This is a genomic window from Terriglobus saanensis SP1PR4 (genome assembly GCF_000179915.2).
Lineage (GTDB): Bacteria > Acidobacteriota > Terriglobia > Terriglobales > Acidobacteriaceae > Terriglobus > Terriglobus saanensis.
Window position 1 is genome coordinate 4258418 of the sequence record NC_014963.1, and the last position, 25507, is coordinate 4283924.

Consider the following 25507-nt stretch of genomic DNA (forward strand, 5'->3'; position numbering starts at 1 on the left):
CATGCAGACGATGCGCGATCTTCTCCGGTCCGTTCTCGGAGATTCGCTCTCCGCGCTTCCCCCTGTGGAACGGCTTGCCGCTGCCTGGCCCGTTGCAGCCGGAAGTTCCATCGCGGTGCATTCCCTCGTCGCGCGCCTGGAAGGCACAGTGGTCACGGTGCATGTTGCGGATAGAGCCTGGCTCCAACAGCTTCGAAGCATGACGCCCCAGCTCCGAGGGGAACTCTCCCGCATCGCGCGTGTGCCGCTCACCGATATACTTTTTGAATACAGCCATGACTGAAATCACGAACCCCGAACGCGTCACCCTCGAAGAAGTCCGCCACGTCGCCTCGCTTGCCAACCTTCAACTCACGCCTGAGGAAGAGCCGCACATGCAGCGCGATCTGAACGCCGTGCTTGGCTATATCGCCGAGCTCAGCGAACTGGACACCACCGGCGTCCCGCCGCTGGCGCAGATTACCGAACTGTTGCATGAGGCCGACTCCACATGGCTTCGCGCCGACGAGCAACGTCCCTCCGTCGACCGCGCCACCGTAATGCAGGAAGCACCGAATACCGACGGCCGCTTCTTCAAAGTCCCAAAAGTCATCGAGCGCTAAAACTCTCCGCTCACCGATGGAATGCCGTCCTTGAAGCGCAGCCTACGGCGAAAACCGGCTGTTGCAAGGCACGAAGTATGAGCAAAGATTAGGACCAAATCATGAATCTCAAGACCCTGACCATCGACGTCACCCTCGCCGCGCTCCGTTCCGGCGAAACGACCGCCAGCGCCTTAGCCCAACTTCATTTTGACAAGATCAAAACCGAAGACCAAGTCCCGGGGAAGGAAATCAACTCCTTTCTCTCCCTTGCCGAAGAGCGCGCGATGCAGCAGGCGGAGAAGATCGACGGCATGCTGAAGGCGGGCGAAAACCTCCCCGTCCTGGCGGGCGTCCCCATCGGCATCAAGGATGTTCTGACGATGCAGGGTGCGCCCTCTACGGCAGGCTCCAAGATCCTCAAAAACTACCATCCGCCCTACGACGCCACGGCGGTGCGCAAGCTGGAAGCCGCGGGAGCGGTCCTTCTGGGCAAGCTGAACTGCGACGAGTTTGCCATGGGCGGATCGAATGAAAACTCCGCCTACGGGCCGGTTCGGAATCCCAGAGCGCTGGACCGCGTTCCCGGAGGCTCCTCCGGGGGCTCTGCCGCAGCCGTCGCCGCGGGCTTCTGTGTTGCTTCGCTAGGCACGGATACGGGCGGCTCGGTGCGTCAGCCTGCCGCGTTCTGCGGCGTGACGGGCCTGCTGCCTACCTACGGACGCATCTCGCGTTACGGCCTGATCGCTTTTGCCTCTTCGCTGGACCGCGTCGGACCTGTGACACGCTCCGTGCGCGATACCGCCACCATGCTCTCTGTCCTGAGCGGCCCAGATCCTATGGACGCCACCGCTTCGCAAACCCCGGTGGAGGATTATGTTGCCGCGACGAAGGCCCCCGTTGCCGGATTGAAGATCGGCATTCCCGCCGAGTACTTCGGCGAAGGCCTCGAGCCGGAGATCCGTGCCGCCGTGGAGCGGACGCTGGACCAGCTTAAAGCTGCCGGATGCACTACGCATCCGATTTCCCTGGCGCATACAAAGTACGCCGTTCCAACGTATTACGTCCTGGCGACAGCCGAGGCGAGCAGCAATCTGTCGCGTTTTGACGGCGTACGCTTCGGCCATCGCGTCGACCACCCGAAGAACCTTTCGGAGCTCTACAAGGAGTCGCGCGAAGAGGGTTTCGGACCGGAGGTCAAGCGCCGGATCCTTCTGGGCACGTACTCGCTCTCCTCGGGCTACTACGACGCTTACTATCGCAAGGCGCAGCAGGTCCGCACGCTTCTGGCGCGGGATTTTCTGGCCGCCTTTGCCGAGGTGGACGCCATCGTGACTCCAATCACCCCCACGCCTCCATGGAAACTCGGTGAAAAGACAGAAGATCCGCTCTCCATGTACCTCGCGGATATCTACACAGTCGCCGCCTCATTGGCCGGAATCAGCGGCATTAGCGTGCCCGTCGGCGAAACGGCGGAACATCTCCCCATTGGCGTTCAGGTACTTGCGGGTCACTTCCAGGAGGCCAAGCTTCTTCGCGTCGCTCAGGCCATCGAGGATGCTAAAAAATAATCTGTCCGCAACCCATTTTTTGGTGAAAGTCGCGCGCAACACCTGCAAAACTCCTGTGTTCTTACTAATGCAACAAGGGAGGTTTTACATGCAGATCACGAAGACAATCACAAAATGGATTACGGGCGCCGCCCTTGCAGCCGCGCTCTTCATCGCGGCTCCGGCACCGCAAGCCAAGGCTCAGGTTGCCTTTGGGGTCAGCGTGGGAGTTCCCTATTATGGGTACGCTCCGTATCCCTACGGCTATTACCCCTACTACGGCTACGGCCCTTACTACGGCTATGGCCCGGCGTTCTACGGGCGCTATGGTTATGGCCGCGGCTTTTATGGCGGACGAGGCTTCTACGGCGGTCGCGGGTTTGTAGGCGGACGTGGATACGGCGGTGGCGGTTACGCACGTGGCGGCGGCTTTGGCGGCGGTCGTGGTGGTGGAGGATCTCGTGGTGGCGGAGGACGCCGGTAACGGCAACCAAACCACTCTTTCCAAACGAGGCCAGGCGATCACCGCCTGGCTTCTCTCTTTGAAGATGCAGTGAACGTTTCTTAACCGCAGGTGCATCACCAGCAGGTGAATCTTATGCGCAGCACACGTTTTGTCTCAGCCGCAACGCTCGCTTTCGCACTTCTTGCCTCCACTGCCGCCCATGCGCAGAACTCCTTCCGGAATGATGGACGAGAAGACCGGCGGGACAATCGTCGAGATTTCCGCGAACAGCAGCGTTTTGACGAACAGCGCCAGCGGGAAGAGCACTTCCGCTTCGAGCAGTCTCGTTTCAACCACACGGACGAACGCTTTGAGCCACAGCGCTTCGAGAACCGTCGCGATTTCAACCTGGCAGAGCACCGCCTCGTACATGACCGCTACGAGGATCACGGAAGCAACTATGCCCGCTAAGGGACGTACCACAGGCCACCGGAACCCTCCGGCGGCCTGTTTCGTGTCCGAAAATAACACGGAATAAATGTGGTAGCCTCAAGCTTGAAGCGGTTGGCACGAGGCACAATGGCCCAGTCAATCTGAGAACATACGGCGCACGTCCTACAGAACAAGAGGAAGCCGCACAGCGCATGACCACCGTATACGACCTGATCGTTATTGGCTCTGGCCCTTCCGGGCAGCGGGCCGCTATTTATGCCGCTAAACTCGGTAAAAAAGTCGCTCTTATTGAAATGCGCGAAGTGGTCGGAGGAGCCTGTATCTCTACCGGCACCATCCCTTCCAAGACCATGCGCGAAGCCGTCCTTCACCTCTCCGGTTATAACTACAAATCTATCTACGGTATGAACTACCGCGTGAAGGAACGCATCACGATGGCCGATCTGGCCTTCCGCGTTCAGCACGTGATCAAGACCGAGATCGACGTGACCGAAGCCCAGCTCTCGCGCAACAACATCGAGATGCTCACCGGCACGGCCAGTTTTGTAGACGCCACCCATCTAAAGGTAACTAACTCGCGTGGTTCCACCATTTACGAGTCGGCCAACATCGTGATCGCTACTGGCACCAAGCCTGCGGCTTCAGTAAAAGTTCCGATCAACGGCACCTCGATCATCAACTCCGACCTGGTGCTGGACCTCAAGACCCTTCCGAAGACGATGATCGTCGTCGGCGGAGGCGTGATCGGCGTCGAGTTCACCTGCATGTTCGCCGCTCTAGGCGTCCGGGTCACGTTGATTGAGCGCCGCCCACGCCTGCTGGAGTTTGCCGACCAGGAGATCGTCGAGGCCTTGAGCTACCACCTTCGCGATGCGCGTGTCACGATGCGCATGAACGAGGAAGTGGAGTCCGTGGAAGAGATGGAAGACGGCTCCGTCGTCGCGAACCTGGAGTCCAAGAAGAAGATCCAGGGCGATGCCCTTCTGTTTGCAGTCGGTCGCCAGGGAAATGTGGATGAGCTGAACCTCTCCGCCATCGGCGTCGAATCTGACGAGCGCGGTCGTATCCCGGTCGATAAGGACTACCGCACCAAGGCACGCAATGTCTTCGCCGTGGGCGACGTCATCGGCTTCCCTTCCCTGGCCTCGGTCAGCATGGAGCAGGGCCGTGTGGCTGCAGCGCGGGCCTTTGGAGACGAGAGCATCCTCTCCAACCCCAGCTTTTACCCGTACGGCATCTGGACGATCCCAGAGATCAGCTTCCTCGGCAAGACCGAAGAGCAGCTTACGGAAGAGGATGTGCCTTACGAGGTCGGCGTCGCCTACTACCGCGAGATCGCCCGTGGGCAGATTCGTGGAGATACGACAGGCCGTTTGAAGCTCATTTTCCATCGCGAGAACAAGTCGATCCTCGGCGTGCACATCATTGGCGAAGGCGCCAGCGAACTGCTGCACGTCGGACAGGCTGTGATGGCTCTGGGTGGAAACATCGATTACTTTGTGGATACGGTGTTCAATTACCCGACGCTGGCGGAGGCTTATAAGGTCGCTGCGTTCAATGGCTTGAACCGGTTGAGTAAGTTCGAGTAGATCCGGCTCCGCTAAAAATTTTCGTACCAGTAGCCAAATAATCGCATGGGACTCTTCCCTGGCATTATTTGGCTATCGCTTTTGGGATGCCAAATAGCTCTGAAGCGATCCTGTCTCCGATCTCCCACGGTGCCGAAGGATCGATATTTTCGAGCACGATAATGCAGACTTTGTCTTTGGTATATCTCTGAATCACTGATTCAAACCCTTTGACACCGCCACCGTGGTAATACAACGCCCGGCCAAAACGCTCCGCCAGCACGACGCCATATCCATAGTGCATGCCCTGCAGCAGGGTCTCGGGGTAGAGGGCAAACATCTGACGCGTTGAATTTTCCGATAGAAGTTTGCCATTCGCGAATGCCTCATTCCAGCGGTACAAATCCTCAACCGTCGAATAAATGCTGCCCGCAGCATTCGGAATACTCATGTCGATGAACTCTGCATTGATGGTCTGTCCGTCCCTTCGCATGTATCCCGAAGCACGTTCTTTGAGGATGGGGAATTGTTTGTCGTAGCCCGAGTTTGTCATGGCCAAGGGCATGAAGATGTTCTTTTGGAGAAAGTCCGCGTAAGAGACTCCAGAGACCTTCTCGATCACCATTCCCAACAAAACATATCCAGTATTTGTGTAGCGGAGTTGTAATCCTGGCGTAAATTCCAGAGGTTTCGTTGCGGCCACCTCGACCAATTCTTTCGGTGTAGCGCCGGTCCGGTTAAGTATCTGATCAACGCGAGGCATCTCCGCGTAATTAGGAATGCCTGAGGTATGTGTCAAAAGCTGATGAAGGGTGATTGCTTGCCAGGTCGGAGGAAGATCCGCGACGTACTTGGCTATTGGATCTTTCACGTCAAGTTGGTGTCGTTCCTGCAACAGGAGAATTGCGGCCCCTGTGAACTGCTTTGTGAGGGATGCGATCCTGAATTTGGTTCCTGTTGAATTGGGTATGTCCCACTCTTCGTTCGCAAAGCCGTAGCCCTTCTCGAAGACAATCGAGCCGCCTTTCCCGATAAGAACCGACCCGCGAAAGTTGCCGGATGCTGTCTCCTGGTTCAGGAAACTGTCGATAGTCAGGAGTGCTTTTGGAAGATTTGCGGTCTGGGTATTGAGATTTGAGGTCGTTAGAGCCAGTGAGAGAAGCACCGCCCTTTTCACCTGGGATTTTGCGTTCGGATAGCTCAAAACCTGCTCCCCTAGGCTGATTCTCCTGTTTCTTTGACCCGTTCCTCAAGTTAAATGTAGTCGCGATAAGAACATTAGTTTCGGGTGTAGGAGAGCTACGCTCGAAGCGGTTCGCGCTTTCGCGCGAATACCCACACATCGCAAAGAGCGCGATGTATGGGGCACCCGGTTTGATTTCTGAGGATCTGGTTTGTGGGCTCCGCGCGACCCCGCCCTTTCGCGATGAGGCCGCGAAAAAATGGGGCACGAGGGTACGCTACGCGGTTTTCTTTTTGTTGCGGGCTTTTACCTTGAACCAGATGGGGGTGCCGACGAAGCCGAAGGCCTCGCGGACCTGATTTTCCAGGAAGCGTTCGAAGCCGAAGTGCAGCTTCACGTCGCGATCGGTGAACAGGACGAAGGTTGGAGGAGCCACGGCGGCCTGCGTCATGTAATAGATCTTCACGCGCTTGTTCATCGGCACGCTGGCGCGCTGGAAGTCGACGTCAGCGAGGAAGCGGTTCATCTGGCCCGTGGTGACGCGCTTGCGGCGCTCGCGCGCGACCTTCTGCACTTCGCGGAAGACCGAGTTCACGTTGATGCCCTCGGCGGCGGAGATGAAGAGCAGGGGGGCGTAGTCGAGGTACTTCAGCGCGTGACGCACCTGTTCCGTGTAAGCCTTCTGGTCTGCGGGGGGCTGTCCGTCGGTGCGGTGTGTCGTGACGAGATCCCACTTGTTCACGACGATGATCACGGAACGTCCGCTCTCGTGCGCGTAGCCGCCGATGTTGGCGTCCAGCGCGGCGACGCCTTCGGTGGCATCGATGATGAGCAGGCCAACGTCCGCGGCTTCGAGATGCTTGCGCGCCATGATGACGGAGAGCTTCTCCGCCATGAGCGTGGTCTTGCCCTTGCGACGGATGCCGGCGGTGTCCACGAAGCGGAAACCGTGGCCGTTGCGCTCGACGAGTTCATCCACGGCATCGCGCGTGGTTCCGGCGATAGGCGAGACGATGGAGCGGTCGGTGCCTGTGAGGGCGTTCAGTAGCGTGCTTTTGCCGACGTTGGGGCGGCCGATGATGGCGACCTTGGTCTCCTTGGAGTCGTACTCGCCGTGCGAACGCAGCTTGCGCGGCTTGGGCGCGTTGGGGTCGGGCTCTTCTTCCCAGACCTCTTCCAGCTCTTCGGGAGCTTCGACTTCGGGACGCGGGAGGGTCTCAAAGACCGCGTCGAGAAGGTCGCCGATGCCGTTGTTGTGCTCCGCCGAGATGGCGAAGACGTCGCGGAAGCCAAGCTGGCGGAAGTTCTCCGCGTCGCTGGTGATCTGCACGGTATCCATCTTGTTGACGGCCAGGAAGATGTGTTTGCCGCTGCGCAGGAGAATGCGGGCAAGTTCCAGATCGGGAGCGGCGAGCTCCGTTCGACCGTCGACGACCATGATGATGGCGTCGGCTTCGTCCAGGGCGACGCGGGCCTGACGATAGATCTCGCTGGGGATGAGGGCTTCGTCATCGGGAACGACTCCGCCGGTGTCCACGATGCGGGCGTACTCGCTCTGCCACTCGATTTCGCCGTAGATGCGGTCGCGCGTGATGCCGGGTTCGTCGCCGACGATGGAGCGGCGGGTGCCGGTGAGGCGGTTGAAGAGCGTGCTTTTGCCGACGTTGGGGCGACCGCAGACCGCGATGAGCGGAGCGTCGATGGCCGCAGAGGGCTTCTGCAGCTCTTCGATCAGAGGAAGGCTGGCAGCCACGGCGCGTTCGGTCTCGCGATCTTCGAGCGCGGAGAGGTGTGTGCGCGGACGCTGCTCTTCTGCTGCGGTCTGCGAGGCCGAGTCAGGCTTCGCGTGCCGGGCGGAGGCGCGCTCGATCGCGGCTTCCTTGATGTCGCGCTGGGTCGCCTTCGCGCCGCGCGGCACTGCGCCTTTGGCACCGGTGGTTCTGCCGTGCTCGCTCTGCTCGACGACTTTTTTGCTTTCAAACTCTGGCGATTGCCGCCGTGTACGCGCCTTTGCCGCCGCAGCGGACTTCTTCGCCGCTGCTTCCTTACGCGCCTTGGGCGAGGTTGCCGCCCGTGTTCCGCTCGCCAATTGCTCAGCCTTGGTCGCCTTGCCCTTATGCGGACGAGTAGACGCCTGCCTGTGCTTTTTTCCGAGCCTTTTCTTCTCTACCTTTGCCATTCTTCAAGGCTAGCAGTTATGGAGCACTAAACCTGCGTCAAACGTCACCGTATTGGCCCACTGAAGGCCATTCGTACCTGCTTTTCTCCCGGGCAGCCGCTATCATAGGGTTTTCGCCTGTTCTTCGATGCCTGTGACCCTGACCCAGACCGAGCCGCTTCCTACCCTGCGGGACTTCTTTTCGCCGGGCGGCGTGCTGGCGCAGTCGTCGCTGCACTACGAGCACCGCAAGGGTCAGTACGAGATGGCGCAGGCCGTCGAGAAGGCGATGGACGACAAGCGCCACCTGATCGTGGAGGCCGGTACGGGAACGGGGAAGACGCTGGCGTACCTTTTGCCCGCCATCCGCAAGGCGCGCGAGACGCAGCAGCGCATCATCATCTCCACCGGAACGAAGAACCTGCAGGAGCAGCTTTTCTTCAAGGACATTCCCTTTCTGGAATCGCTGCTGGGGCCGCTGAAGGTTTGCTACATGAAGGGCCGCAGCAACTATCTCTGCAAGCAGAAGCTCTATGCCCTGCGCGCGCAGCCACTATTGAGCGGTCTGGACGAGATCGACCAGTTCCACATTCTTTCTAACTGGGAGCACGAGACGAAGACAGGCGACCGCGCCGAGGTGAACGGCCTGCCGGAAAACTCTGCCCTGTGGGGCAAGCTGGATGCCCGCAGCGAGGCCTGCCTGGGGCAGACGTGCCCGAACTTTGAGACGTGTTTTGTGACCGAGATGCGACGGAAGGCGCTGGAAAGCGAGATCGTGATCGTCAATCATCATCTCTTCTTCGCCGACCTGAATATCAAGCAGCAGTCTGGGAACGCTCCGGATGCTGGCGTGCTCCCGGATGCGTTGGCGGTCGTCTTCGACGAGGCGCACGAGATGGAGGATGTGGCCAGCGATTACTTTGGCGTGGCTCTTTCTCAGCAGCGCTTTGAAGAACTGGCGCGCGATACGGAGTCTCTGTTGAAGGCGAAGAACGCTTCGTCCTCTTCGATCGAGTCGGCAACGATTTGGCTACGCGAACGGGCGCGGGTCTTCTTCGCTTCGCTGCCGCAGATCGGGACGACGATCGGGCGCATGCCTTTCGACGACCGTGAAGGTTTTCTGGAGGAGCGCGGGGATGGGTATCTAGGCGCAGTGGCTGCGCTGAATCGGCTGGAGTCCGAGCTGGAGCGTTTGAAGGAAGTGGACGAAGCTTCGGGTCTGCGCCGCAGGGTGGGAGAGATCCGCACCAGCCTGAAGTTTTTAATGGAGGCGAACGATCCCAACACCGTCTTCTGGATCGAGCGTCGCTCTGCGGGCGGAGTGCGGAATGCGGCGCAGGGCGGGCAGGCGTTTCATACGCATCTGCAGGCCACGCCGATCGATGTTTCGGAGCTGTTGACGCAGACCTTGTTTGAGAGCTTTTCCTGCGTGGTTCTCACCTCGGCTACGCTGACGGTGCAGGGCGGCTTCGAGCATATTCGCAAGCGGCTGGGGCTGGTGCTTCCGCGAGAGCTTGTGGTGCCTTCGCACTTTCAGTATGGGAAGCAGGCGCTGCTGTATCTGCCGCCGTATATGCCCGATCCGCGTGACTCGGCGTACATGCCGCGAGCGGCGGAGCGTGTGCGGCGCGTTCTGGAGATTACGAAGGGTCGCGCCTTCTGCCTCTTTACGAGCTATGCGCAGATGCGGGCGATGTACGAGCGCATGCTGGTGGAGGTGCCCTTCCCTCTACTGCTGCAAGGGACGCAGCCTCGTCGTGCCCTGTTGGATGAGTTTCGTGCCACGCCGAATGCGGTGCTGTTTGGCACGAGCAGCTTCTGGCAGGGGGTAGATGTGCAGGGCGAGCAGCTCTCGTGCGTGATCATCGACCGTCTGCCGTTCGCGGTGCCGAATGACCCCGTGGTTCGCGCGCGCATGGAGGCGATTGAAGCTGCGGGAGGCAAGCCGTTTTACGATCTGCAGATTCCGCAGGCGGTGATTACGCTGAAGCAGGGGTTTGGGCGGCTGATTCGGTCGGTAGAGGACCGCGGCGTGCTGATGCTGCTGGATGCGCGTATTCAAACGCAGCGGTATGGGAAGGTCTTTCTGGATAGCCTGCCGCCGTATCGGATTACGAGTGAGCTGGGGGATGTGGAAGAGTTCTTTGCTGAGCCTAAGGCTAAGGGGTGACAGCGGTTCGCGCGTTGCGCGAATACCCACACATCGCAAAGAACGCGATGTATGGGGCACCCGCTTTGGTTTCCTTTGGGTTTAGTTTCCGGGGACGGGTTGGGCTGTAACTGCTGGTGTCGCCGGTGCAAGGACTCGGACGGCCATGCGGGGGAAGCTGAAGGTGCCGCCTGCGTCGTCTATCACGTTGACCTGGCAGACGTACGTTCCGGGTTTGAGGCCGCTGAGTGGGACGTCGAACTGGAAGCCCACTGCTCCGCGTTCCGGTAGGTTGACGGCTGTCCCTGCGACTAACGGCGTTTCGTATACCTTGCTTCCGCCGCTTAGAAACTGGATGGAGGTAAGGACGCGCACGCCTCCTACTGAGGGGCGGGCCTTGAGGCCGCTGGTGCTGGCGTTGTTTGCTGTGGCTGCATCGGCTGCGGCTACCGCGCGGACCTTCGCGGGATCGTAAACCTCGTACATCACGTAGAGATGCTGGTCCTGGCGGAAGACGTGGGGTACGTTGGCAACAAACTCCATGCCGTCCCGTACCAGCGGGTTTTCCGTGCGCTTGGTCGTATTGGGAACGCGCTGGCTGGAGAGCAGGACGCTGGAGAGCTTGAGCGGAGATTTCTTCAGATCGGGCACGTTGAGATCGGTTTCAAAGCTGCCCATCGCGCCGGTCTGGTTTTCGCGGACGACGAGCTTGAGGTGATACTTTCCCGGGGCGAGCGCGAAGCCGGTGTTGTACTGAATGTTCTTGCGCTGCACCTGCTGGTCCGCGCCAAGTTGCAGTTTCACCGTTTCGCGGATGTTACCGACGACGAGGCGCTGTGCGTTGCGGACTTCGCCGAGAAAATCGAGCGAGGCCTTGTCCTTGTCGCCGTTCTTGATGAAGGGAATCTGCGAACCGGGAACGATGGCGGAGACGGGAACGAAGTAGCGGTTGTCGCTGAGTCGGAAGTAGAGCGCCTGCAGATAGACGGCGACGTCGGTCGCGGGGAGGTCGCTCTTCAACTGTTCGGTGAGCGCGATCTCGCGGTCCTCGGTCTTCTGGTGCTGGAAGTCGGCGGGGGCGTAGTAGCCGGGGCGGAAGTCGAGCTTTACATCGTTGCGGTTGAGCTTGACGGAGAGGTGGCGATACTTGCCGTCGCGCGCCTGGTTCTGTGAGCGAAAGCCGAGGATGTAGTAGGCCTCGGTGTCGTTCTGCACCTGCTGGAAGGCGGGCGCAAAGTCGTTGGAGTCGAAGAAAGACTTACCACCCGTATCGCTGGAGAGGGTGGCGAGGGTCTCCTGCGAGGAGAAGTTGGAGCTGAGGCGTGATTGCATGGCTGCACCACTGTAGGCGGAAGTTCCACGCAGGCTGCCGACGCTGGCGTTGCCGACGGGAGGGATGGCTTCGAGGCCGCGCGTGTCCACGCTGTAGATGCTCATGTTGGCGCGGACGGCAGCGTTGGTGGCGGCGCGCAGGGAGGCCTGATTCTCGATGCCGTTGCGGCTGAGTCCGCCAGAGAAATACAGCATGGATTTGCGCTGGTCGACGCGTTCGAGGCTCTTGGCGATGGACTGGATGGCGTAGAGTTCACGGTCGGTGTTGAGGTTGTTGTATTCGGTGTCGTCGGCGGTGAAGCTGGTGGCGTCGTCGGCGGTGCCTTCGCTATCGCCCGTAGTTCCAGCAGCGAAGCCCTGGCCTTCGGTGCCGTTATATTTTCCGACGGCGGCGAGGAGCGAGTCCTTGTTCGCCGTGAAGTCGTGATCGAGTGTAAGGCTGGTGCTGAGGCTGGCCACGGCGACGAGGTCGGCGGGCTGCATCTTGGTCTTGATGTAATTCTGCGCGGCTTCCACGGCACGGTCGATATCTTCCTGCTGCATGGAGGCGAGATCGAAGAACATGACGATGAGGCGATGATCGCGAAGTGCGGCGGCGTCTGCTGCGATGGAATTTTCCATCATCTCTGCGATGGTGGGCGCTTTGCCGCTGACGGTTTTTTCGTTGAGCACGGCTGCTTCGTCGACGTTTTGAAAGTCGAAGGAGGCGACCTTCTGCGGCTTGCCGTCTTCGGTGATGGTGAAGTCGGAGGCCTTGAGTCCTTTGACGATGGCTCCGGTCTTCTTGTCGCGCACGACGACGTTGGTCAAAACGAGTTCGCTGCGGACGTTGAGCGTGAAGACCTGCGACTGCGCGTTGCCCTGCTGCTGAATCTGGCCGGACTGGGCCATGAGAGGAGTTGCGCAGAGCGTAGCTACGAGAGAAGATGCTACGACTGCGCGCACGGACGCGATGAGGTGAGCTGCTGACATGCTACTGCCATCCTGTATGCGATCTTTCAAAACCGATACCTCGCTTGGACGGTGAGTTGACGTGCGCTGGCCACACTGGTGACGCGGCCAAAGGTCGCCGAGTTGAGCACCGTGTTGATTCCAGAGTATTGGACAGTGTTGAAGACGTTGTTGGCGGTGGCGCGTGCTTCGAAAGACTTGGTTCCACCGAAGCTTTGCGTACGCGCGAGGGACATATTCACATTCACCGTGCCGGGGCCTTCGATAGAGTTACGCGACGCTGTGCCGTAACCGGAAGAGGAGGTAGGCGCAGTAAAGGCCGCGCTGTTAAACCAGAGAGCAGAGCTTCCGGGTCCACTGATGGGCTGCGAGAAGACGCGGTCAGGACGCAGAGTGTAGTTCCCGCCGGAGGCCACCTGGGCGATCGTAGAGGCGTAGCTCGGTGTGAAGTAGCTGCCCGAGGCGAAGGTGAAGGTACCCGAGACGGAGAAGCCATCCAGGATCTTCGGCATCACGCCGCCTTGATTGAAGAAGGCGCGGTTGGGGCCGAACGGAAGCTCGAAGACATAGTTGCCCGTGACGGAATGCCGTACATCGAAGCTGGAGTTTCCGTACTCAAGATCGAGGCGCTGGTCGTTCTGCGCGATCACGTTTCCGCCGCTGCCGCCGATGCTGGAGGCGTTGTCGATGGAGTGGCCGTAGACGTAGCTTGCGCCGAGGGCAATGCCCTTCTGCATCCGCTTGCGAGCGTTGATCGTCAGGGAATTGAAGCGCGAGTTCGCGATGGAGTCTTCGTAGGTAAAGGCCGTAGCGTCTGCAGAGGTCACGCCGGTAGCGGTGTGATTTGGAGCACGGAGCAGATCGAGGTCGCCACCAAACGAGCCGTTGTAGCCGACGTTGAGCACGATGCCGAGCGGAAGCGTCTTCTGAATATCCGCGTTGAGCACCTGCACGCGACCGAGGCGGTAGTTGCGGTTCACGGCAAAGCTGTTCTGCGTGACGGTGGACACAGTGCAACCGAAGGCGTTGGCGAGCGTGAAGCTGCCGTAGGTTCCGCATCCACTCTGCCCGGCGGTGTTGGTCTGCGTGATGGCGAAGGGTGGCTGTGACTGCAGGCTGCGCGCAAAACGGCTGTACTGGCCCGTGTTGAAGTTAATTCCATAGCCCGCGCGAATGACGATCTGCTTTGGCCATTTGGGGCGATAGGCGATGCCGATGCGCGGAGAAAACATCGTTCGGTCAGGCTGCACAAGCGAGCGCGGAAACTTGCCGCTGAAAGGCCCCGTGCCATTGGCTACGACGGCAGAAACCTGCGTGAAGTCCGCGTTGTGATCCAGGTTGACGAGGCGATCATATTTCTCAACATACGGCGCGAAGTACTCGTAGCGCAGACCGGCGTTGACGGTCAGGTTGGCGCGGAGACGGAAGTCGTCATTGGCGTAACCGTCCCAGACAGTCTCGCGGAGATAGGTCTTGAACGATGCGGCCTGGATCTTCGACTGCTGTGGAGCTCCGAGGAGGAAGTCGGCGAAGGAGCTTCCCGTGGGCGTGCTGGCAGTGGTCGTAACGGTGGACGGAGCCGCGGTGGCGTAGCCGGTAAAGGTGAGTGAGCCGAGGACGTTGGAAGAACCAAGGACGTCATAGTGGACGCGCCGCACGTCGAAGCCGAAGCGGAGGTTATGTTTCTTATGGCTCCAACTGACGGCGTTGCCGAAGGCGACGGTCTGGTTGACGCTGTCAGTCGGATTGCCTCCGCCAAAGCCGGTGAAGTTGGTAAGACCGATCGTCGGGAGGCCACTGTAGAAGCCGGTCGCGACTGCAGATGGCTTGGGGACAGCGATGCCCGCAGCCGCCGTGGGGTCGGTGGGAGTGCCGGTGTAGATATTGGTCGTCAGGGCGTGCGAGCGGTTCCAGTTGAGCGTGGTGTTATCGCTGAAGCGGCCATATCCGATGGAGTAACCGACGCCGAGGCCGTAGCCGTCCGTGGCGGCCTTGGTGTCCTGCACGGCAAAGGTGCCGAGACCGTCGGTTGCGCCATGCTGATAGTTAAAGCTGGCATTCAGGTTTTGCCGCAGCGTCTTGGGGGCGTCCTGACGCTGCCTGCGTCCACCGCCTCCACCTCCTGCTCCTCCTCTACCGCCGAAGGCGGGTTGTGCGCCGATATTGCGTACGAAGCGGGCGGAGAGGGCGGCGGAATTGTTCCCCGCTGCGGCGATGCGCTGGTAGTTGTAGTTCTGCGTGTTGGTCGCGATGTTGGGCATCGGGTAGTAGGTGAGCAGGTTCTGCGCAGCGGTGGAGAGACGGTTGGCGCAGATCACATTCGTCTGTGCATTGCAGACGAAGGGCGCACCGGTCGTGGGATCATAGATGGTGACCGGAACGGCGACTCCGTTGACGGTCTGCGTGAGACCGGTGAAGTCTCCGGTCCGTTGTGCCACCGTAGGCACGGTGGCGTAGGCGTTGAAGGGCGTGATCGTGCGTCCCCCTGTGAGATTGAGGAAGACAAACTGCTTCGGGTTGGGCTTCGTGAGTCCGGGGATATAAGGCGAACCGACAAAGCTGCCACCGTAACGGTTGCTGCTGTAAGCAGGCTTCACGGCAGTGCCGGTAAGCGAGTACGGCGTAGCGTCGAGCGCGCCGTTGCCGCCCTGGTAAAAGACGTTGCCATGGATTGCGTTGGGATTCATGTTGCGGAAGGCACCACCGCCAAAGCCGCCTCCACCACCGCCGCGCCCTCCACCACCACCGGGCCCACCACCTCCCGGTCCTCCACCACCTGGACCACCCATGCCGCCGGGGCCTCCGCCCATCATGCCGCCGAGCATCCCGACGACAGCGGTCGCGATGTCGCCGTTGCCTCCGCCGCCAGCGCGCGCCTGGGTCATGGCGTCCTGAATGCGGTTGCGGATCTCGTCTTCGGAGAAGTTGGCGAGGCCGTTGGTCGTTCCTGTCTGTCCGCTGACGCTGACGGAATCGGTAAGATCGCTTCCGCCGGAGATCGAGGGCAGCGCGGCTCCACTGGCGCCTCCGCCAACGGTGGCATCACTGGTCTGCGCATCTCCACCAGAAGCGATGCCGAGAGATTGAAGACCGCGTGCAAGCGTCTGCGCGTTGACGCCAGCGGTCGATTCGGCTCCTGCTGCGGCATCACGCGCGGCAACACGGCTGGCGAGTTCCATGTGGAAGGTAGCTGTACCTGCATGTGCCGTGGAGTTGAGAAGGACCTCCTGCGTCGTAGCGGCGAAGGCTGCCAGTTCGGCGCGAACGACGTATCTCCCGTTACGCGGGATGGCGAGAGCGTAGGTTCCGTCAACATCCGTAGAGGTGGTGTATTTTTTGCCGGTAAGACTGTTGGTCGCAGTGATGGCGACGCCGGGAAGTGGGACGCCAAGCGACTTGGGATCAGCAGCGCCCGCGCTGACCGTTCCGCGGATGGTGCCGCCCTGGGTCTCTATTGCCGCCGCGGGCGCTGCTGGAGTGGCCGAGGGCGTTGCGGGTGCGGCATCCTGCGCGCAGAGCGGCAGAGACGCGGCAGCGCTCACCGCCATGACTAGAGCCAGTACATGTGTCTTCAAGCTTCCGTCCTTCTTATAAGTCGATCGTGCTTTTACCGCTCTAGACGATATGGCGATGCACTTAGAGAAAGTTATTGCGAAAAAGTTATTGCTGCGCAGAGGGTGGTGGAGCAGAAGCGCCGTCCGGTCTGGGGCGACGGGGTTCCATGATCGTCAGGGTTGTGGGAACGAAGACGCCTCCTTTGAGCGCGCCGCGTCCGGTGACGCTTTCGCCTACCTTCACATCCGCAAGCGTGATGGATTCGCCCGCCGGGGGCGTGTCCGAAGCTGCACCGCCGCCGCTCATACCCATGCCAGCTCCCATGCCGCGACCACCGCCGCCCTTGCGGAAAGAGGTGTTCTCGTCCACGACGATGACCTGCTCTACATTGTCGGGACGCATGACGGTAATTTTCACATCGTCGATCTTGGTGATGCGACCAGCAATGAGGGTCTTGCCGAGGCTTTCGCGCATCTCTTTTTCGCGCGCCTTCATCTGTGCGGCTTGTTCCGGCGTCATCACCGCGACCATGGCGGCGTGGATCTCATGCTTGCCGGGCTCCTGCATGCCCATCGCCATCACGGTATCGCCCACCTTGATGTCGGACGTCTTGACCGGCTGGCGGTCTTTCATCAGGCGCGTGTTCGCGGTGAGGTCCACGGTGTAGGCTTCACCGGCCTCACTCTTCAGATTGAGAACGGTGTCGCTGATGGCGGTGACCGTGCCGCCGACTCCGTTGCCGCCACCGAAGCCGCCACGGCGGCCCTGCCGTTGGCCGCCCTGCGGAGCGTCGCCCGCAGGAGCGTCCTGCGCATGCATCGCCAAACTCATCGAACCTACGAGTACCAGACCGATCAGAGCACGCATCGTAAATCTCCCTACGCAACAACCGTATGCCATTACAGACGCATCGCGTTTGGGAAAGACGCTCTCCTCGACAAAAATCAATATGGAGCCTGACTGATACACTCGCTTTCACTTCCAGCAGAGGCACTCACGGAGAAAACGCTTATGTCCACGACGCACCACGCACCGACCCCCGCCTTCCGCCCCTTCGTTCCCGACAGCGAGAACCGTCCTGAACTAACTGTCCGGGCGATCCTGATTGGCGCGGTCTTTGGCGTGCTCTTCGGCGCAGTCACGGTGTATGTCGGCCTGCGCGCCGGTTTGACGGTAGGAGCGTCTATTCCGATCTCGGTGCTGTCGATCTCGATCCTGCGCGTACTCGGGCGGTCGTCCATTCTGGAGAACAATATTGTTCAGGCCACCGGAAATGCCGGACAGTCGATTGCCAGCGGCGTGATCTTTACGCTGCCTGCGCTAATCTTCCTGGGCTTCGACCTGGAGTACGCGCGCATCTTTGCGCTGGCGCTCTTTGGCGGATGGCTGGGCGTGCTCTTCATGATTCCGCTGCGACGACAGTTGATCGTGGAGGAGCATGGAACGCTGACCTACCCGGAAGGAACGGCCTGCGCGGATGTGCTGATCGCGGGAGAGCGCGGCGGATCGTTTGCTTCGCGAGTCTTCCTGGGGCTTGGGCTCGGAGGCCTTTACACGCTGTTTCAGAACGACAATCTGTTTGGCTTGTTCCCTTCTACCCCCGCATATAACCCGGACTTCGGAGAGCAGCACCTGCTGAAGGGCGCTTCGATCCGCGCGGACGTGACGCCGGAGTACCTGGGCGTGGGCTACATCATCGGGATTCGCGTGGCGGCGATCATGCTGGCGGGCGGCGTCTTCTCGTGGCTGGTGCTGATGCCAGCGATCTACTTCTTTGGATCGCATCTGACGTCGCCACTGTATCCCGCGACGACGCTGATCAAAGATATGTCTCCCTCCGATATGTGGAAGACCTATGTGCGGCCCATGGGCGCGGGCGCAGTGGCGTGCAGTGGTTTGATTACGGTGTGCCGCAGCCTGCCTACAATCTTCGGAGCGCTGGCGGGAACCTTCCGCAAGAAGACGGTTGTGGGCGAGGCTGTAAAGAGTGCCGCACGCACCGAGCATGATCTGCCAAACTCGGTGGTCTATGGCGGATCGCTTCTGCTGGTCGTGATCATGTTTGCGTTTCTGCAGTTCAAGCCTGTTCCCGGAGCGCAAGTCGGTGCTCTGGCGAACATCGCGGCGGCATTGCTGGTGGTGGTCTTTGGATTTCTGTTTGTGACCGTAAGCGCACGCATCGTGGGCATCGTGGGAAGCTCGGCTTCACCGGTCTCCGGGATGACGATTGCTACGCTGATGGCGACGACGGCGATCTTCCTGGTGAAGGGTTGGACGGCACCGGCGTTTGGCGCGCTGGCGATTACGATTGGCGGCATCGTCTGCATTGCGGCCTCGAATGCGGGCGACGTTTCGCAGGATTTGAAGACGGGCTTCCTGATCGGAGCGACGCCGTGGAAGCAGCAGCTTGCGGTGATGGTGGGCGTGATCGTTTCAGTGTTTTCGATCGGGTTGACGCTGAAGGCGATGAACACGGGGTTGGAGGAGTTTCGGCGGATCTCGACGCCCATCGTATTGAATGTCGCAGCGCTGCCGGAAGGCGTGCAGCTGAAGGGCGCGTTTCCTCGACCACATATCCTGCTCTCCGACCCGAAGGACAAGGCGCATCGCGAGGAGGTCAATAACGCCTCGCACTACACGCTGGTGAATGCGATTGGGTCGAACACGCTCGACGACGGCAAGTACCTGATGAATCCCGACACCGGCGCGCTGGAGGTGCAGTGGATCCAGGGCATCGGCAGCGAGAAGGCCGCAGCGCCGCAAGGCAAGCTGATGGCAACGGTGATCAACGGCATCCTGTCGCATCGGCTTCCGTGGGCGCTGGTACTCCTGGGCGTAGCGCTGGTGATCATGGTGGAACTGCTGGGCGTGCGCAGTCTGACGCTGGCGGTGGGAGCTTATCTTTCCATTGCGACGACACTGGCGATCTTTGTGGGTGGCGTGATGCGTTGGATGGTGGATCGTGCGATGGCCAAACACAAGGCGCAGGCTCTACTGACGACACGCACGATCGATGAGATGGAAGCGGATGTGACGAACAACGAGGCGCTTACGGACCTCGACAACGAGGAGATCTCTCCGGGGTCGCTCTATGCTTCGGGGTTGATTGCGGCGGGAGGCATCGTTGGCCTGATGGGTGTGGCGATCCGGCTCTATGAAGCCGCGACGGATCACGTAATGCCGAGGTTCAGCGATCACAATCCGCTGCATCATGATCCGGTGAGCGTGGTGATGTTTGCGCTACTGGCATTCAGCCTTTATTACTTCGCGCGAAAGCCGCTTTCGGAGACAAAGTAGATGAGTTACTTAGATGCGAGAGCTCTCGAAGAGACAACCACTGTCAAACTAGACTTAGATTAGCTATGTCAGTGATGTGCGAAATCGACTGCCAAAGCCCCTAACCAAACTACTGCTGCCATGAGCCACAACCGTCCTCCTTGCCAATGGCGGCGAGTGAGAATGCCTGTCCCCCATGCCAAGTTGATTACCAGAAAAATTGTAACGATTGGCAGAATGCTAAGGAACCAGACGAATGGTTCTCCTGTTGTGACATGTATTCCCGCTGCGCGTTCCTCGGGTATCGCCCACCCACCCCGCGAAGCAGCAAACACGTAGAGAACCGCACCAACGGCGTTCAACATGAGCAGCGTCATAGACGTAGCTCTAAATGAACTTTTCGTTCGTTGCGCATGTGTTAACGAGTTCATGCGGCCTCGATTTCGACGCGTACTTTGCGGCCGAGGGCGGTCGCGATATTAACGAGAGCATCGAGAGAGAAAAGGGAGACGCGACCGCGCAGCAGATCGCTGATGCGCGGTTGCGTGACGCCGCACTTTGCCGCGGCTACGACCTGCGTCCATTTTTCGTTCCTGACGATGGCGTCAATCTGCTGCATAAGTTCTGCGCGTACGCGGAGATTCCCTGCTTCCTCAGTTGTATCCGCCAGGGCGTCCCAGACGTTTTCAAACTGCTGCGATGTATCTTTCATCGGAGTTCCTTCGAAGCGCCAGACCATCTCTCAATTTATCAAAGCTAATTGCTGCCGTTCCCGATATCGGAAGCGGCGGCGATGGCGCTCTTCTCGTCACAGTACTCTTCGATGGCGTGGGCGAGGGTACCCTGCGCTTCGAGGATGAACTCGATAGCGTCGCGGCCTGCACCTTGGCCGCCAGAGTGCGGCGTGATCCAGTGGACGGTGTCTTTGACGATCTGGCGGGCGTTGGCTACACCGATGGCGAGGCCGCAGACGCGGAGAACGGGCAGGTCGACGACGTCGTCTCCTACGAAGCAGATCTGGTCCAGCGTAGCACCGGTCTTTTCCATGATCTCTCGGACGGCGTTCATCTTGTGGGCCTGGCCCATGTAGAGATATTCGAGGCGCAGGTCGCGGGCGCGAAGGGCGACGGAGTCCGAGACGCGCTTGGTGATCATGCCGCAGGTCAGCCCGGCGATGCGGGCGAGCGAGATGCCCAGGCCATCGTGGGCGCTGAAGCCTTTGGCCTCGACGAAAGTGGTGGAGTGGATGCCGAAGCCTCCCTTTCCCTGCAGAGCGGCAATGCCCTCGGAATGCACGGTCTCCTCCGTTCCGGCGGGTTTTGGGAAGACCCAGATGCTGCCATCAGTAAGGACGCCGTCTACGTCGAAGAGGAGGATTTTGATGTTCTTTGCACGGGCAATGGCGTCTGGGGTGGCTTCGAAGGGCATGAGGTGATTGTAGTTGCTCGGATTCGATAGAGTGGAGGGATGGCGAAGGCGGCTAAGACGGGATTGGCGGAGCGATTGGGGTACAAATTTCGCGATGCGAAACTTTTGGACCTCGCGCTGACGCATAGTTCGCTGGCATTTGAGGCCGGCACCGCGTCCGAAAGTAACGAGCGGATGGAGTTTGTTGGCGACGCCGTGGTGGGGTTGATTGTAGCGGAGAGTCTCTTCCAGCGCTTTCCCTCACTTGGCGAGGGAGAATTAACGCGGATGCGCGCGCTGCTGGTCAGCCGCAAGCATCTGGGGGAAGTGGGCGCGCGGCTGGGACTGGGCGAGTATTTGCAACTGGGCCGTGGAGAAGAGCAGAGCGGCGGACGAAAGAAGCCCGCGCTGATGGCGAATGCGATGGAGGCCGTTCTGGCGGCGGTGTATCTGGATGGTGGTCTCTCCGCAGTGCAGGAGATCGTCGAACGCGAGGTAGTTCTGCCCAAGATGCCGGAGCTGGAGCGCGCGGCTGGCGAACAGACGCACTTCGGCGGCGTGGTTGGCGACTACAAGTCCGCCCTTCAAGAGCTGTTGCAGGCGCGGGGTGTGGGTTCTGCCGTCGCTCGCTATGTGACAGCAGAGGAGAGCGGGCCGGACCATCGCAAACATTTTCGGGTAGAGCTGATGCTCGTCGAAGGCGACGCGGCGTCCAAGAAAGAGACCCTGCTGGCCGTCGGAGAGGGCCCGACAAAAAAGGCGGCGCAGCAGAAGGCCGCCGAGATTGCGTTTCTTGAGCTGCGAGGAAAGATTGCTTGAGTGAAGTACCGCAGCACGGGGTCTTTCCAACGCTACAGTCCATGCTGCGTGCGACCGTGGTGGCCGTCTTTGTGCTGACATTCCTTTTGCAGCCGTACCGCATTCCTTCGGCTTCGATGGAAAAGACGCTGCTGGTGGGCGACTTTCTGCTGGTGAACAAGCAGGCGCTGGCGCCGGCTGGACGTTGGAGATGGCTTCTGCCTTACCGCAAGATCCAGCGGGGGGATGTTGCCGTCTTCTATCAGCCCGTCACCGATACGCTGCTGGTCAAACGCGTGATTGCCGTGGGTGGGGATTCTGTCGCGCTGCATGCAGGCCAGGTGGTCCTGAACGGAACCCCGCGGCCTGAAGGGTATGCCGTTTATGCTCCAGCGGCACGGAGTCGGTTTCGCGATGATTTCCCTAACATGCAGGAGCGCGATCCCGATACCGACGCAGCCTGGTGGGTGGAGATGCGCTCCCGCGTGCAGAGTGGCGCTCTGCAGGTGCCCGGCGGGGACGCCTTCATGATGGGTGACAACCGCAATAACAGCCAGGACAGCCGGTACTGGGGATTTGTGCCGGAGACGAAGATTGTGGGCTCGCCGCTGCTGGTCTACTTTTCGGTACGCGGCGACGAAGAAGGTACGTTCTGGCATCGCTTGCGGCGTCTGGGACGCTGGCGCAGGGTGCTTTCAGTGGTTCGGTAGCGGCGGGAAGATCTTCAGGAGAGACATAGTGGCAGAGATGGTTCTGGAAAAGCAGGAGCGTAAGGAGACCCTTCTGGAGTCCATCTCCGGCATGGCCCTTATGCTGGTGGTTGGTTTGTTTGTGCTGACGTTTGTAGCGCAGAACTTCGAGATTCCATCCCCGTCCATGGTGCCTACGCTGCTCATCGGCGACCACGTACTGGTGGATCACGCGACCTTTGCTCCACCGACGAAGTGGATGCCCCTGGTCCCCTATCAAACCATCCGGCACGGCGATGTCGTGGTGTTTTTGAAGCCAACGCTGGAGGGCATGATCCTGGTGAAGCGGGCGATCGGCCTGCCGGGCGACCGGATTCACCTGCGGCATGGCATCCTGTACCGGAATGGCGTGGCACAAAAAGAGCCGCAGATCTCCGTGCCCGACGAGAGCGACCCGATCCACACGTATGAACCGTTTCGGGATGACTTTCCGAATGGACCTGCCGATCCGCGGATGACGGCAACCTGGGCGAACGAATGGCAGAGCCATGTCGTGAATGGCGACCTTGTCGTACCGGACGACATGATCCTCGGTCTGGGCGACAACCGCGTGGGTTCGCTCGACAGCCGATTCTGGGGGTTCATTCCCCGGGAGGCTGTTTTGGGACGCCCGCTCTTCGTGTACTGGTCGTTCATGACACCAGAGGACCAGGAACAGAAGACCAGTGCGAGCGAGCGCGTGGCCTTCTTTACCCAAGTAGTGGTCCATTTCTTTGATCAGACGCGATGGAAGCGTACGTTTCACCGGATTGTCTGATTGCTTCCCACTGACCTGACGCCTGCCTTTTCCTCTGTTGGACTTCCGTTGTGAAGGCGGGTTCCGTACACTGGACGGGGGTCGGTGAGGCACATTTTGTCAGAGACAGTCGTGGAGAAGCAGCAGGCCGTGGAAGTCGTAGAGGAGCGCAAGGAGACTCTGCTGGAGTCGATCTCCGGCATGGCGTTTGTGCTGGTGGTGGGTCTGTTTGTGCTGACATTTGTCGCGCAGAACTTTGAGATTCCGTCGTCTTCGATGGTGCCGACGATGCTGATCGGCGACCACCTTGTGGTGGACCACACGACCTTTGCGCCGCCCACGAAGTGGATGCCCCTGGTGCACTACCGCCCCGTACAGCACGGCGACATCATTGTTTTCCTGAAGCCCAATCCCGAGTCGCCTGACCTGATCCTGGTAAAGCGCGCCATCGGTCTGCCGGGCGACCGCATTCACCTGCGGCATGGTGTCCTGTATCTGAACGGCGTGGCACAGGTTGAACCGCAGATCTCCATGCCGGATGACGGTGACCCGATGCACGGGTACCAGGCGTATCGCGACGATTTTCCGAGCGCTCCGCCGGACGATAGCAATATCACCGCGCTCTGGGCGACGGAGTTGCAAAGCCACATCGTGAACGGCGAACTCGTGGTGCCCGAGGGCAAGATCTTCGGCATGGGCGACAACCGTCTGGCCTCGCTGGATGGCCGCTTCTGGGGTTTCATTCCGAAGGAAGCCGTGCTGGGACGACCGATGTTTATCTACTGGTCTTTCATGACGTCGGAAGACCAGATGTACAAGACGAGCGCGAATGAGCGCGTGGCGTTTATGGGCCACATTCTGCTGCATATCTTTGACCAGACGCGGTGGAAGCGTACGTTCCATAGGGTAGTGTGACGACCCTGGAAACAAAGAGCGGTATGAGCGTTCTACGGAAGCGACTGGTGATTGCGGCATGCGTGCTGCTGGCGCTTGTGGTCCTGGCCCTGCTGCCTCCGCTGGTCAATGTTAACCGCTTTCAGCGGCGCATCGCGTCGAGCATCTCCAGGAGCGTGGGTCGGCCGGTGCATCTGGACAGCGTCAGCATGACCCTGCTTCCCTTGCCCGGGTTCACTCTGGAAAACTTTGTTGTGAGCGAAGATCCGCAGTTTGGATCGGAGCCCGTGATGCGCGCCGATGAAGTGAAGGCAACTCTTCGCGTGAGTTCGCTGTGGCGAGGCAAGTTGGAGTTTTCCACGATCAGCCTGACCGCGCCGAGCGTGAATCTCGTGCGGAACGCTGCCGGACGCTGGAACCTGGAGACGATCCTGTTGCAGGCGTCGCAGATCGATGCGGCTCCCACGCAGCAGAAGCGTGCAGGTTCGACGCCGCGCTTTCCCTATATCGAAGCAACCGATGCGCGCGTGAATGTAAAACTGGGCGACGAGAAGACGCCGTTCAGCCTGACCGGTGCGGAGTTTGCCCTGTGGCTGCCCGATCCGCAGGAGTGGCGGCTTCGCCTGAAGGCCAAGCCCGCGCGCACCGATACGGACGCCAGCGATACGGGAGAGCTTCGCGTGGAGGCGACGCTTCGCCGCGCCGCAAAGATGAGCGACGTTCCCATCCAGGCCGAAGCCGTCTGGCGACGGACACCTCTGGGTGAAGCCAGCAAGGTTCTGGTGGGATATGACGCCGGTTGGAGAGGCGATGCAGCCGCAGAGGTGAAGGTCGATGGCACGCTAGGCGATGCCTCCGTGACGGCCACATTGCACATGACGGATGTCCGGCGGTCGGACTTTGTTCCGACGCGCTTGATGGAGATCGACGCGCACTGCGAGGCACGCGCAACCGGAGTTCTGCGGGAGCTGCGTGGTCTGCGATGCTCGATTCCCGTAGACGCCGCGGCTCTGACGGGGACGGAAGCTGGCGGCCAGATCGAGGGCGTGAATGCTGGAACACTCGCTCTGACGGGCGACCTGCCGAGCCTCTTCGATTGGAAGTCTGCTGACCTGCAGGCGAGCCTGGCCGGTGTGGCTCCTGGCTATGCGCTGGACTGGCTGCGTCTGTTTTCGCAGAGAATCCCGCAATCCTTGAGCGCTACAGGCGAGATGCATGGGACGTTCTCTTACGGTCCCGGGACTGCTGGTCTGTGGGCGGGAAGCGCCACCTGCGATTGCGCCTTGTCTCTGCCCGTAACGACTCGCGGAGCTGTCCTTTCCAAAACGACGACGGAGCGTCTGCCCATTCATGCCGACGCCACCATTGGCAGTGATGGAACTGGCGGCCGTTCGTTGCAGATCGTCGCGAGCGTCTCGCATGCATTGCATCCGGACAAGACGGTCGCCGATCTTCCCGGCGGAGACGCCGAAGCTTCCATCAACGGCGAAGGTCTGCGCGTACATTACCCCGCGACGACCTCCACAGAGTTTCTTGAGGCACTGGAGAGACGCCTGCCACCTCTCATGGATGGGCTGCCGGAGGGATCTGGGGAATGGGTTTCGTACCGGCCCTGGGGTGGGACGCAGATCTGGTCCAAGCCGGTGGCGGCCCCTGTGCATAAGCGTGGACACAGAGGTTAAGATTCCTGGCTAAGGAGTCAATAGTGAAACGGCATCTAGT

At 60.2% G+C, this 25507-nt stretch carries 20 protein-coding genes; 12 read left to right on the forward strand and 8 right to left on the reverse strand.

Going from position 1 to position 25507, the window contains the following annotated elements:
* Positions 1-10 precede the first annotated feature (10 nt).
* The 4 genes from ACIPR4_RS17545 (at position 11) to ACIPR4_RS17560 (ending at position 2615) form a co-directional block, all read left to right on the forward strand.
* The gene (locus ACIPR4_RS17545; RefSeq protein WP_245536377.1) at positions 11-283 is read left to right on the forward strand and encodes a DciA family protein; all 273 of its coding nucleotides are present in this window, start codon (positions 11-13) and stop codon (positions 281-283) included.
* The gene (gene gatC / locus ACIPR4_RS17550) at positions 276-602 is read left to right on the forward strand and encodes an Asp-tRNA(Asn)/Glu-tRNA(Gln) amidotransferase subunit GatC (RefSeq protein ID WP_013570007.1); all 327 of its coding nucleotides are present in this window, start codon (positions 276-278) and stop codon (positions 600-602) included. Before ACIPR4_RS17545 ends, gatC begins: the two co-directional genes overlap by 8 nt.
* Positions 603-703: 101 nt before the next feature.
* On the forward strand, positions 704-2152 hold the full coding sequence (gene gatA, locus ACIPR4_RS17555; RefSeq protein WP_013570008.1) for an Asp-tRNA(Asn)/Glu-tRNA(Gln) amidotransferase subunit GatA: 1449 nt from the start codon (positions 704-706) through the stop codon (positions 2150-2152).
* Between the two features lie 88 nt (positions 2153-2240).
* Positions 2241-2615 carry a hypothetical protein gene (locus ACIPR4_RS17560; protein ID WP_013570009.1) on the forward strand — a complete coding sequence of 125 codons (375 nt, stop codon included), beginning with the start codon at positions 2241-2243 and terminating at the stop codon, positions 2613-2615.
* 135 nt (positions 2616-2750) lie between these two features.
* On the opposite strand, the gene ACIPR4_RS17565 is transcribed toward ACIPR4_RS17560, so the two are convergent.
* Positions 2751-3026 carry a hypothetical protein gene (locus tag ACIPR4_RS17565; protein ID WP_144312472.1) on the reverse strand — a complete coding sequence of 92 codons (276 nt, stop codon included), beginning with the start codon at positions 3024-3026 and terminating at the stop codon, positions 2751-2753.
* Positions 3027-3220: 194 nt separating this feature from the next.
* On the opposite strand from ACIPR4_RS17565, the gene sthA reads away from it, so the two are divergent.
* Positions 3221-4618, forward strand: a complete 1398-nt coding sequence (gene sthA / locus ACIPR4_RS17570; protein WP_013570011.1) for a Si-specific NAD(P)(+) transhydrogenase — start codon at positions 3221-3223, stop codon at positions 4616-4618.
* A 64-nt stretch (positions 4619-4682) separates the two neighbouring features.
* Here the strand turns inward: sthA and ACIPR4_RS17575 are convergent, their stop codons facing one another.
* Together ACIPR4_RS17575 and der are read right to left on the reverse strand one after the other, a co-directional pair.
* Positions 4683-5801 carry a serine hydrolase domain-containing protein gene (locus ACIPR4_RS17575; RefSeq protein WP_013570012.1) on the reverse strand — a complete coding sequence of 373 codons (1119 nt, stop codon included), beginning with the start codon at positions 5799-5801 and terminating at the stop codon, positions 4683-4685.
* A gap of 256 nt (positions 5802-6057) precedes the next feature.
* On the reverse strand, positions 6058-7959 hold the full coding sequence (der, locus tag ACIPR4_RS17580; RefSeq protein ID WP_013570013.1) for a ribosome biogenesis GTPase Der: 1902 nt from the start codon (positions 7957-7959) through the stop codon (positions 6058-6060).
* Positions 7960-8086: 127 nt separating this feature from the next.
* Here der and yoaA point away from each other — a divergent pair, with 127 nt between their 5' ends.
* The gene (gene yoaA, locus ACIPR4_RS17585; protein WP_013570014.1) at positions 8087-10108 is read left to right on the forward strand and encodes a DNA repair helicase YoaA; all 2022 of its coding nucleotides are present in this window, start codon (positions 8087-8089) and stop codon (positions 10106-10108) included.
* A gap of 81 nt (positions 10109-10189) precedes the next feature.
* Here yoaA and ACIPR4_RS17590 read toward each other — a convergent pair whose 3' ends face one another.
* From ACIPR4_RS17590 to ACIPR4_RS17600, 3 genes are all read right to left on the reverse strand, one after another.
* Positions 10190-12391, reverse strand: coding sequence for a VWA domain-containing protein (locus tag ACIPR4_RS17590; RefSeq protein ID WP_013570015.1), 2202 nt, complete (start codon positions 12389-12391; stop codon positions 10190-10192).
* 26 nt (positions 12392-12417) lie between these two features.
* Positions 12418-15945: a carboxypeptidase-like regulatory domain-containing protein gene (locus ACIPR4_RS17595; protein ID WP_013570016.1), complete on the reverse strand. Its 3528-nt coding sequence runs from the start codon at positions 15943-15945 to the stop codon at positions 12418-12420.
* An 85-nt stretch (positions 15946-16030) separates the two neighbouring features.
* Positions 16031-16792: a DUF5666 domain-containing protein gene (locus ACIPR4_RS17600; RefSeq protein ID WP_013570017.1), complete on the reverse strand. Its 762-nt coding sequence runs from the start codon at positions 16790-16792 to the stop codon at positions 16031-16033.
* A 144-nt stretch (positions 16793-16936) separates the two neighbouring features.
* Here ACIPR4_RS17600 and ACIPR4_RS17605 point away from each other — a divergent pair, with 144 nt between their 5' ends.
* Complete coding sequence (locus tag ACIPR4_RS17605) at positions 16937-19222, forward strand: OPT family oligopeptide transporter (RefSeq protein WP_013570018.1); 2286 nt, start codon at positions 16937-16939, stop codon at positions 19220-19222.
* A 406-nt stretch (positions 19223-19628) separates the two neighbouring features.
* On the opposite strand, the gene ACIPR4_RS17615 is transcribed toward ACIPR4_RS17605, so the two are convergent.
* Both ACIPR4_RS17615 and ACIPR4_RS17620 read right to left on the reverse strand, forming a co-directional pair.
* Positions 19629-19913 (reverse strand): helix-turn-helix domain-containing protein, encoded by a 285-nt coding sequence (locus tag ACIPR4_RS17615; RefSeq protein ID WP_013570020.1) that lies wholly within the window; start codon positions 19911-19913, stop codon positions 19629-19631.
* 44 nt (positions 19914-19957) lie between these two features.
* Positions 19958-20629, reverse strand: a complete 672-nt coding sequence (locus ACIPR4_RS17620) for a KdsC family phosphatase (RefSeq protein WP_013570021.1) — start codon at positions 20627-20629, stop codon at positions 19958-19960.
* Between the two features lie 39 nt (positions 20630-20668).
* On the opposite strand from ACIPR4_RS17620, the gene rnc reads away from it, so the two are divergent.
* The 5 genes from rnc to ACIPR4_RS17645 all read left to right on the forward strand — a co-directional run bounded on the left by rnc (position 20669) and on the right by ACIPR4_RS17645 (position 25467).
* Positions 20669-21427, forward strand: a complete 759-nt coding sequence (rnc, locus tag ACIPR4_RS17625) for a ribonuclease III (protein ID WP_013570022.1) — start codon at positions 20669-20671, stop codon at positions 21425-21427.
* On the forward strand, positions 21424-22116 hold the full coding sequence (gene lepB, locus ACIPR4_RS17630) for a signal peptidase I (protein WP_013570023.1): 693 nt from the start codon (positions 21424-21426) through the stop codon (positions 22114-22116). The genes rnc and lepB (ACIPR4_RS17630) overlap by 4 nt, the downstream gene beginning before the upstream one ends.
* Positions 22117-22144: 28 nt before the next feature.
* Positions 22145-22912 (forward strand): signal peptidase I, encoded by a 768-nt coding sequence (gene lepB, locus ACIPR4_RS17635; protein WP_013570024.1) that lies wholly within the window; start codon positions 22145-22147, stop codon positions 22910-22912.
* Positions 22913-23008: 96 nt separating this feature from the next.
* Complete coding sequence (gene lepB, locus ACIPR4_RS17640; protein ID WP_013570025.1) at positions 23009-23806, forward strand: signal peptidase I; 798 nt, start codon at positions 23009-23011, stop codon at positions 23804-23806.
* A gap of 23 nt (positions 23807-23829) precedes the next feature.
* The gene (locus ACIPR4_RS17645) at positions 23830-25467 is read left to right on the forward strand and encodes an AsmA family protein (RefSeq protein ID WP_041586176.1); all 1638 of its coding nucleotides are present in this window, start codon (positions 23830-23832) and stop codon (positions 25465-25467) included.
* Positions 25468-25507 lie beyond the last annotated feature (40 nt).

What these genes read in the sequence shown, in the direction of transcription:
- ACIPR4_RS17545 (WP_245536377.1), top strand. Translation starts at nt 11, where the DNA reads ATGCGCGATCTTCTCCGGTCCGTTCTCGGAGATTCGCTCTCCGCGCTT.
- gatC (WP_013570007.1), top strand. Translation starts at nt 276, where the DNA reads ATGACTGAAATCACGAACCCCGAACGCGTCACCCTCGAAGAAGTCCGC.
- gatA (WP_013570008.1), top strand. Translation starts at nt 704, where the DNA reads ATGAATCTCAAGACCCTGACCATCGACGTCACCCTCGCCGCGCTCCGT.
- ACIPR4_RS17560 (WP_013570009.1), top strand. Translation starts at nt 2,241, where the DNA reads ATGCAGATCACGAAGACAATCACAAAATGGATTACGGGCGCCGCCCTT.
- sthA (WP_013570011.1), top strand. Translation starts at nt 3,221, where the DNA reads ATGACCACCGTATACGACCTGATCGTTATTGGCTCTGGCCCTTCCGGG.
- der (WP_013570013.1), bottom strand. Translation starts at nt 7,959, where the DNA reads ATGGCAAAGGTAGAGAAGAAAAGGCTCGGAAAAAAGCACAGGCAGGCG.
- yoaA (WP_013570014.1), top strand. Translation starts at nt 8,087, where the DNA reads ATGCCTGTGACCCTGACCCAGACCGAGCCGCTTCCTACCCTGCGGGAC.
- ACIPR4_RS17590 (WP_013570015.1), bottom strand. Translation starts at nt 12,391, where the DNA reads ATGTCAGCAGCTCACCTCATCGCGTCCGTGCGCGCAGTCGTAGCATCT.
- ACIPR4_RS17600 (WP_013570017.1), bottom strand. Translation starts at nt 16,792, where the DNA reads ATGCGTGCTCTGATCGGTCTGGTACTCGTAGGTTCGATGAGTTTGGCG.
- ACIPR4_RS17605 (WP_013570018.1), top strand. Translation starts at nt 16,937, where the DNA reads ATGTCCACGACGCACCACGCACCGACCCCCGCCTTCCGCCCCTTCGTT.
- ACIPR4_RS17615 (WP_013570020.1), bottom strand. Translation starts at nt 19,913, where the DNA reads ATGAAAGATACATCGCAGCAGTTTGAAAACGTCTGGGACGCCCTGGCG.
- ACIPR4_RS17620 (WP_013570021.1), bottom strand. Translation starts at nt 20,629, where the DNA reads ATGCCCTTCGAAGCCACCCCAGACGCCATTGCCCGTGCAAAGAACATC.
- rnc (WP_013570022.1), top strand. Translation starts at nt 20,669, where the DNA reads ATGGCGAAGGCGGCTAAGACGGGATTGGCGGAGCGATTGGGGTACAAA.
- ACIPR4_RS17645 (WP_041586176.1), top strand. Translation starts at nt 23,830, where the DNA reads ATGAGCGTTCTACGGAAGCGACTGGTGATTGCGGCATGCGTGCTGCTG.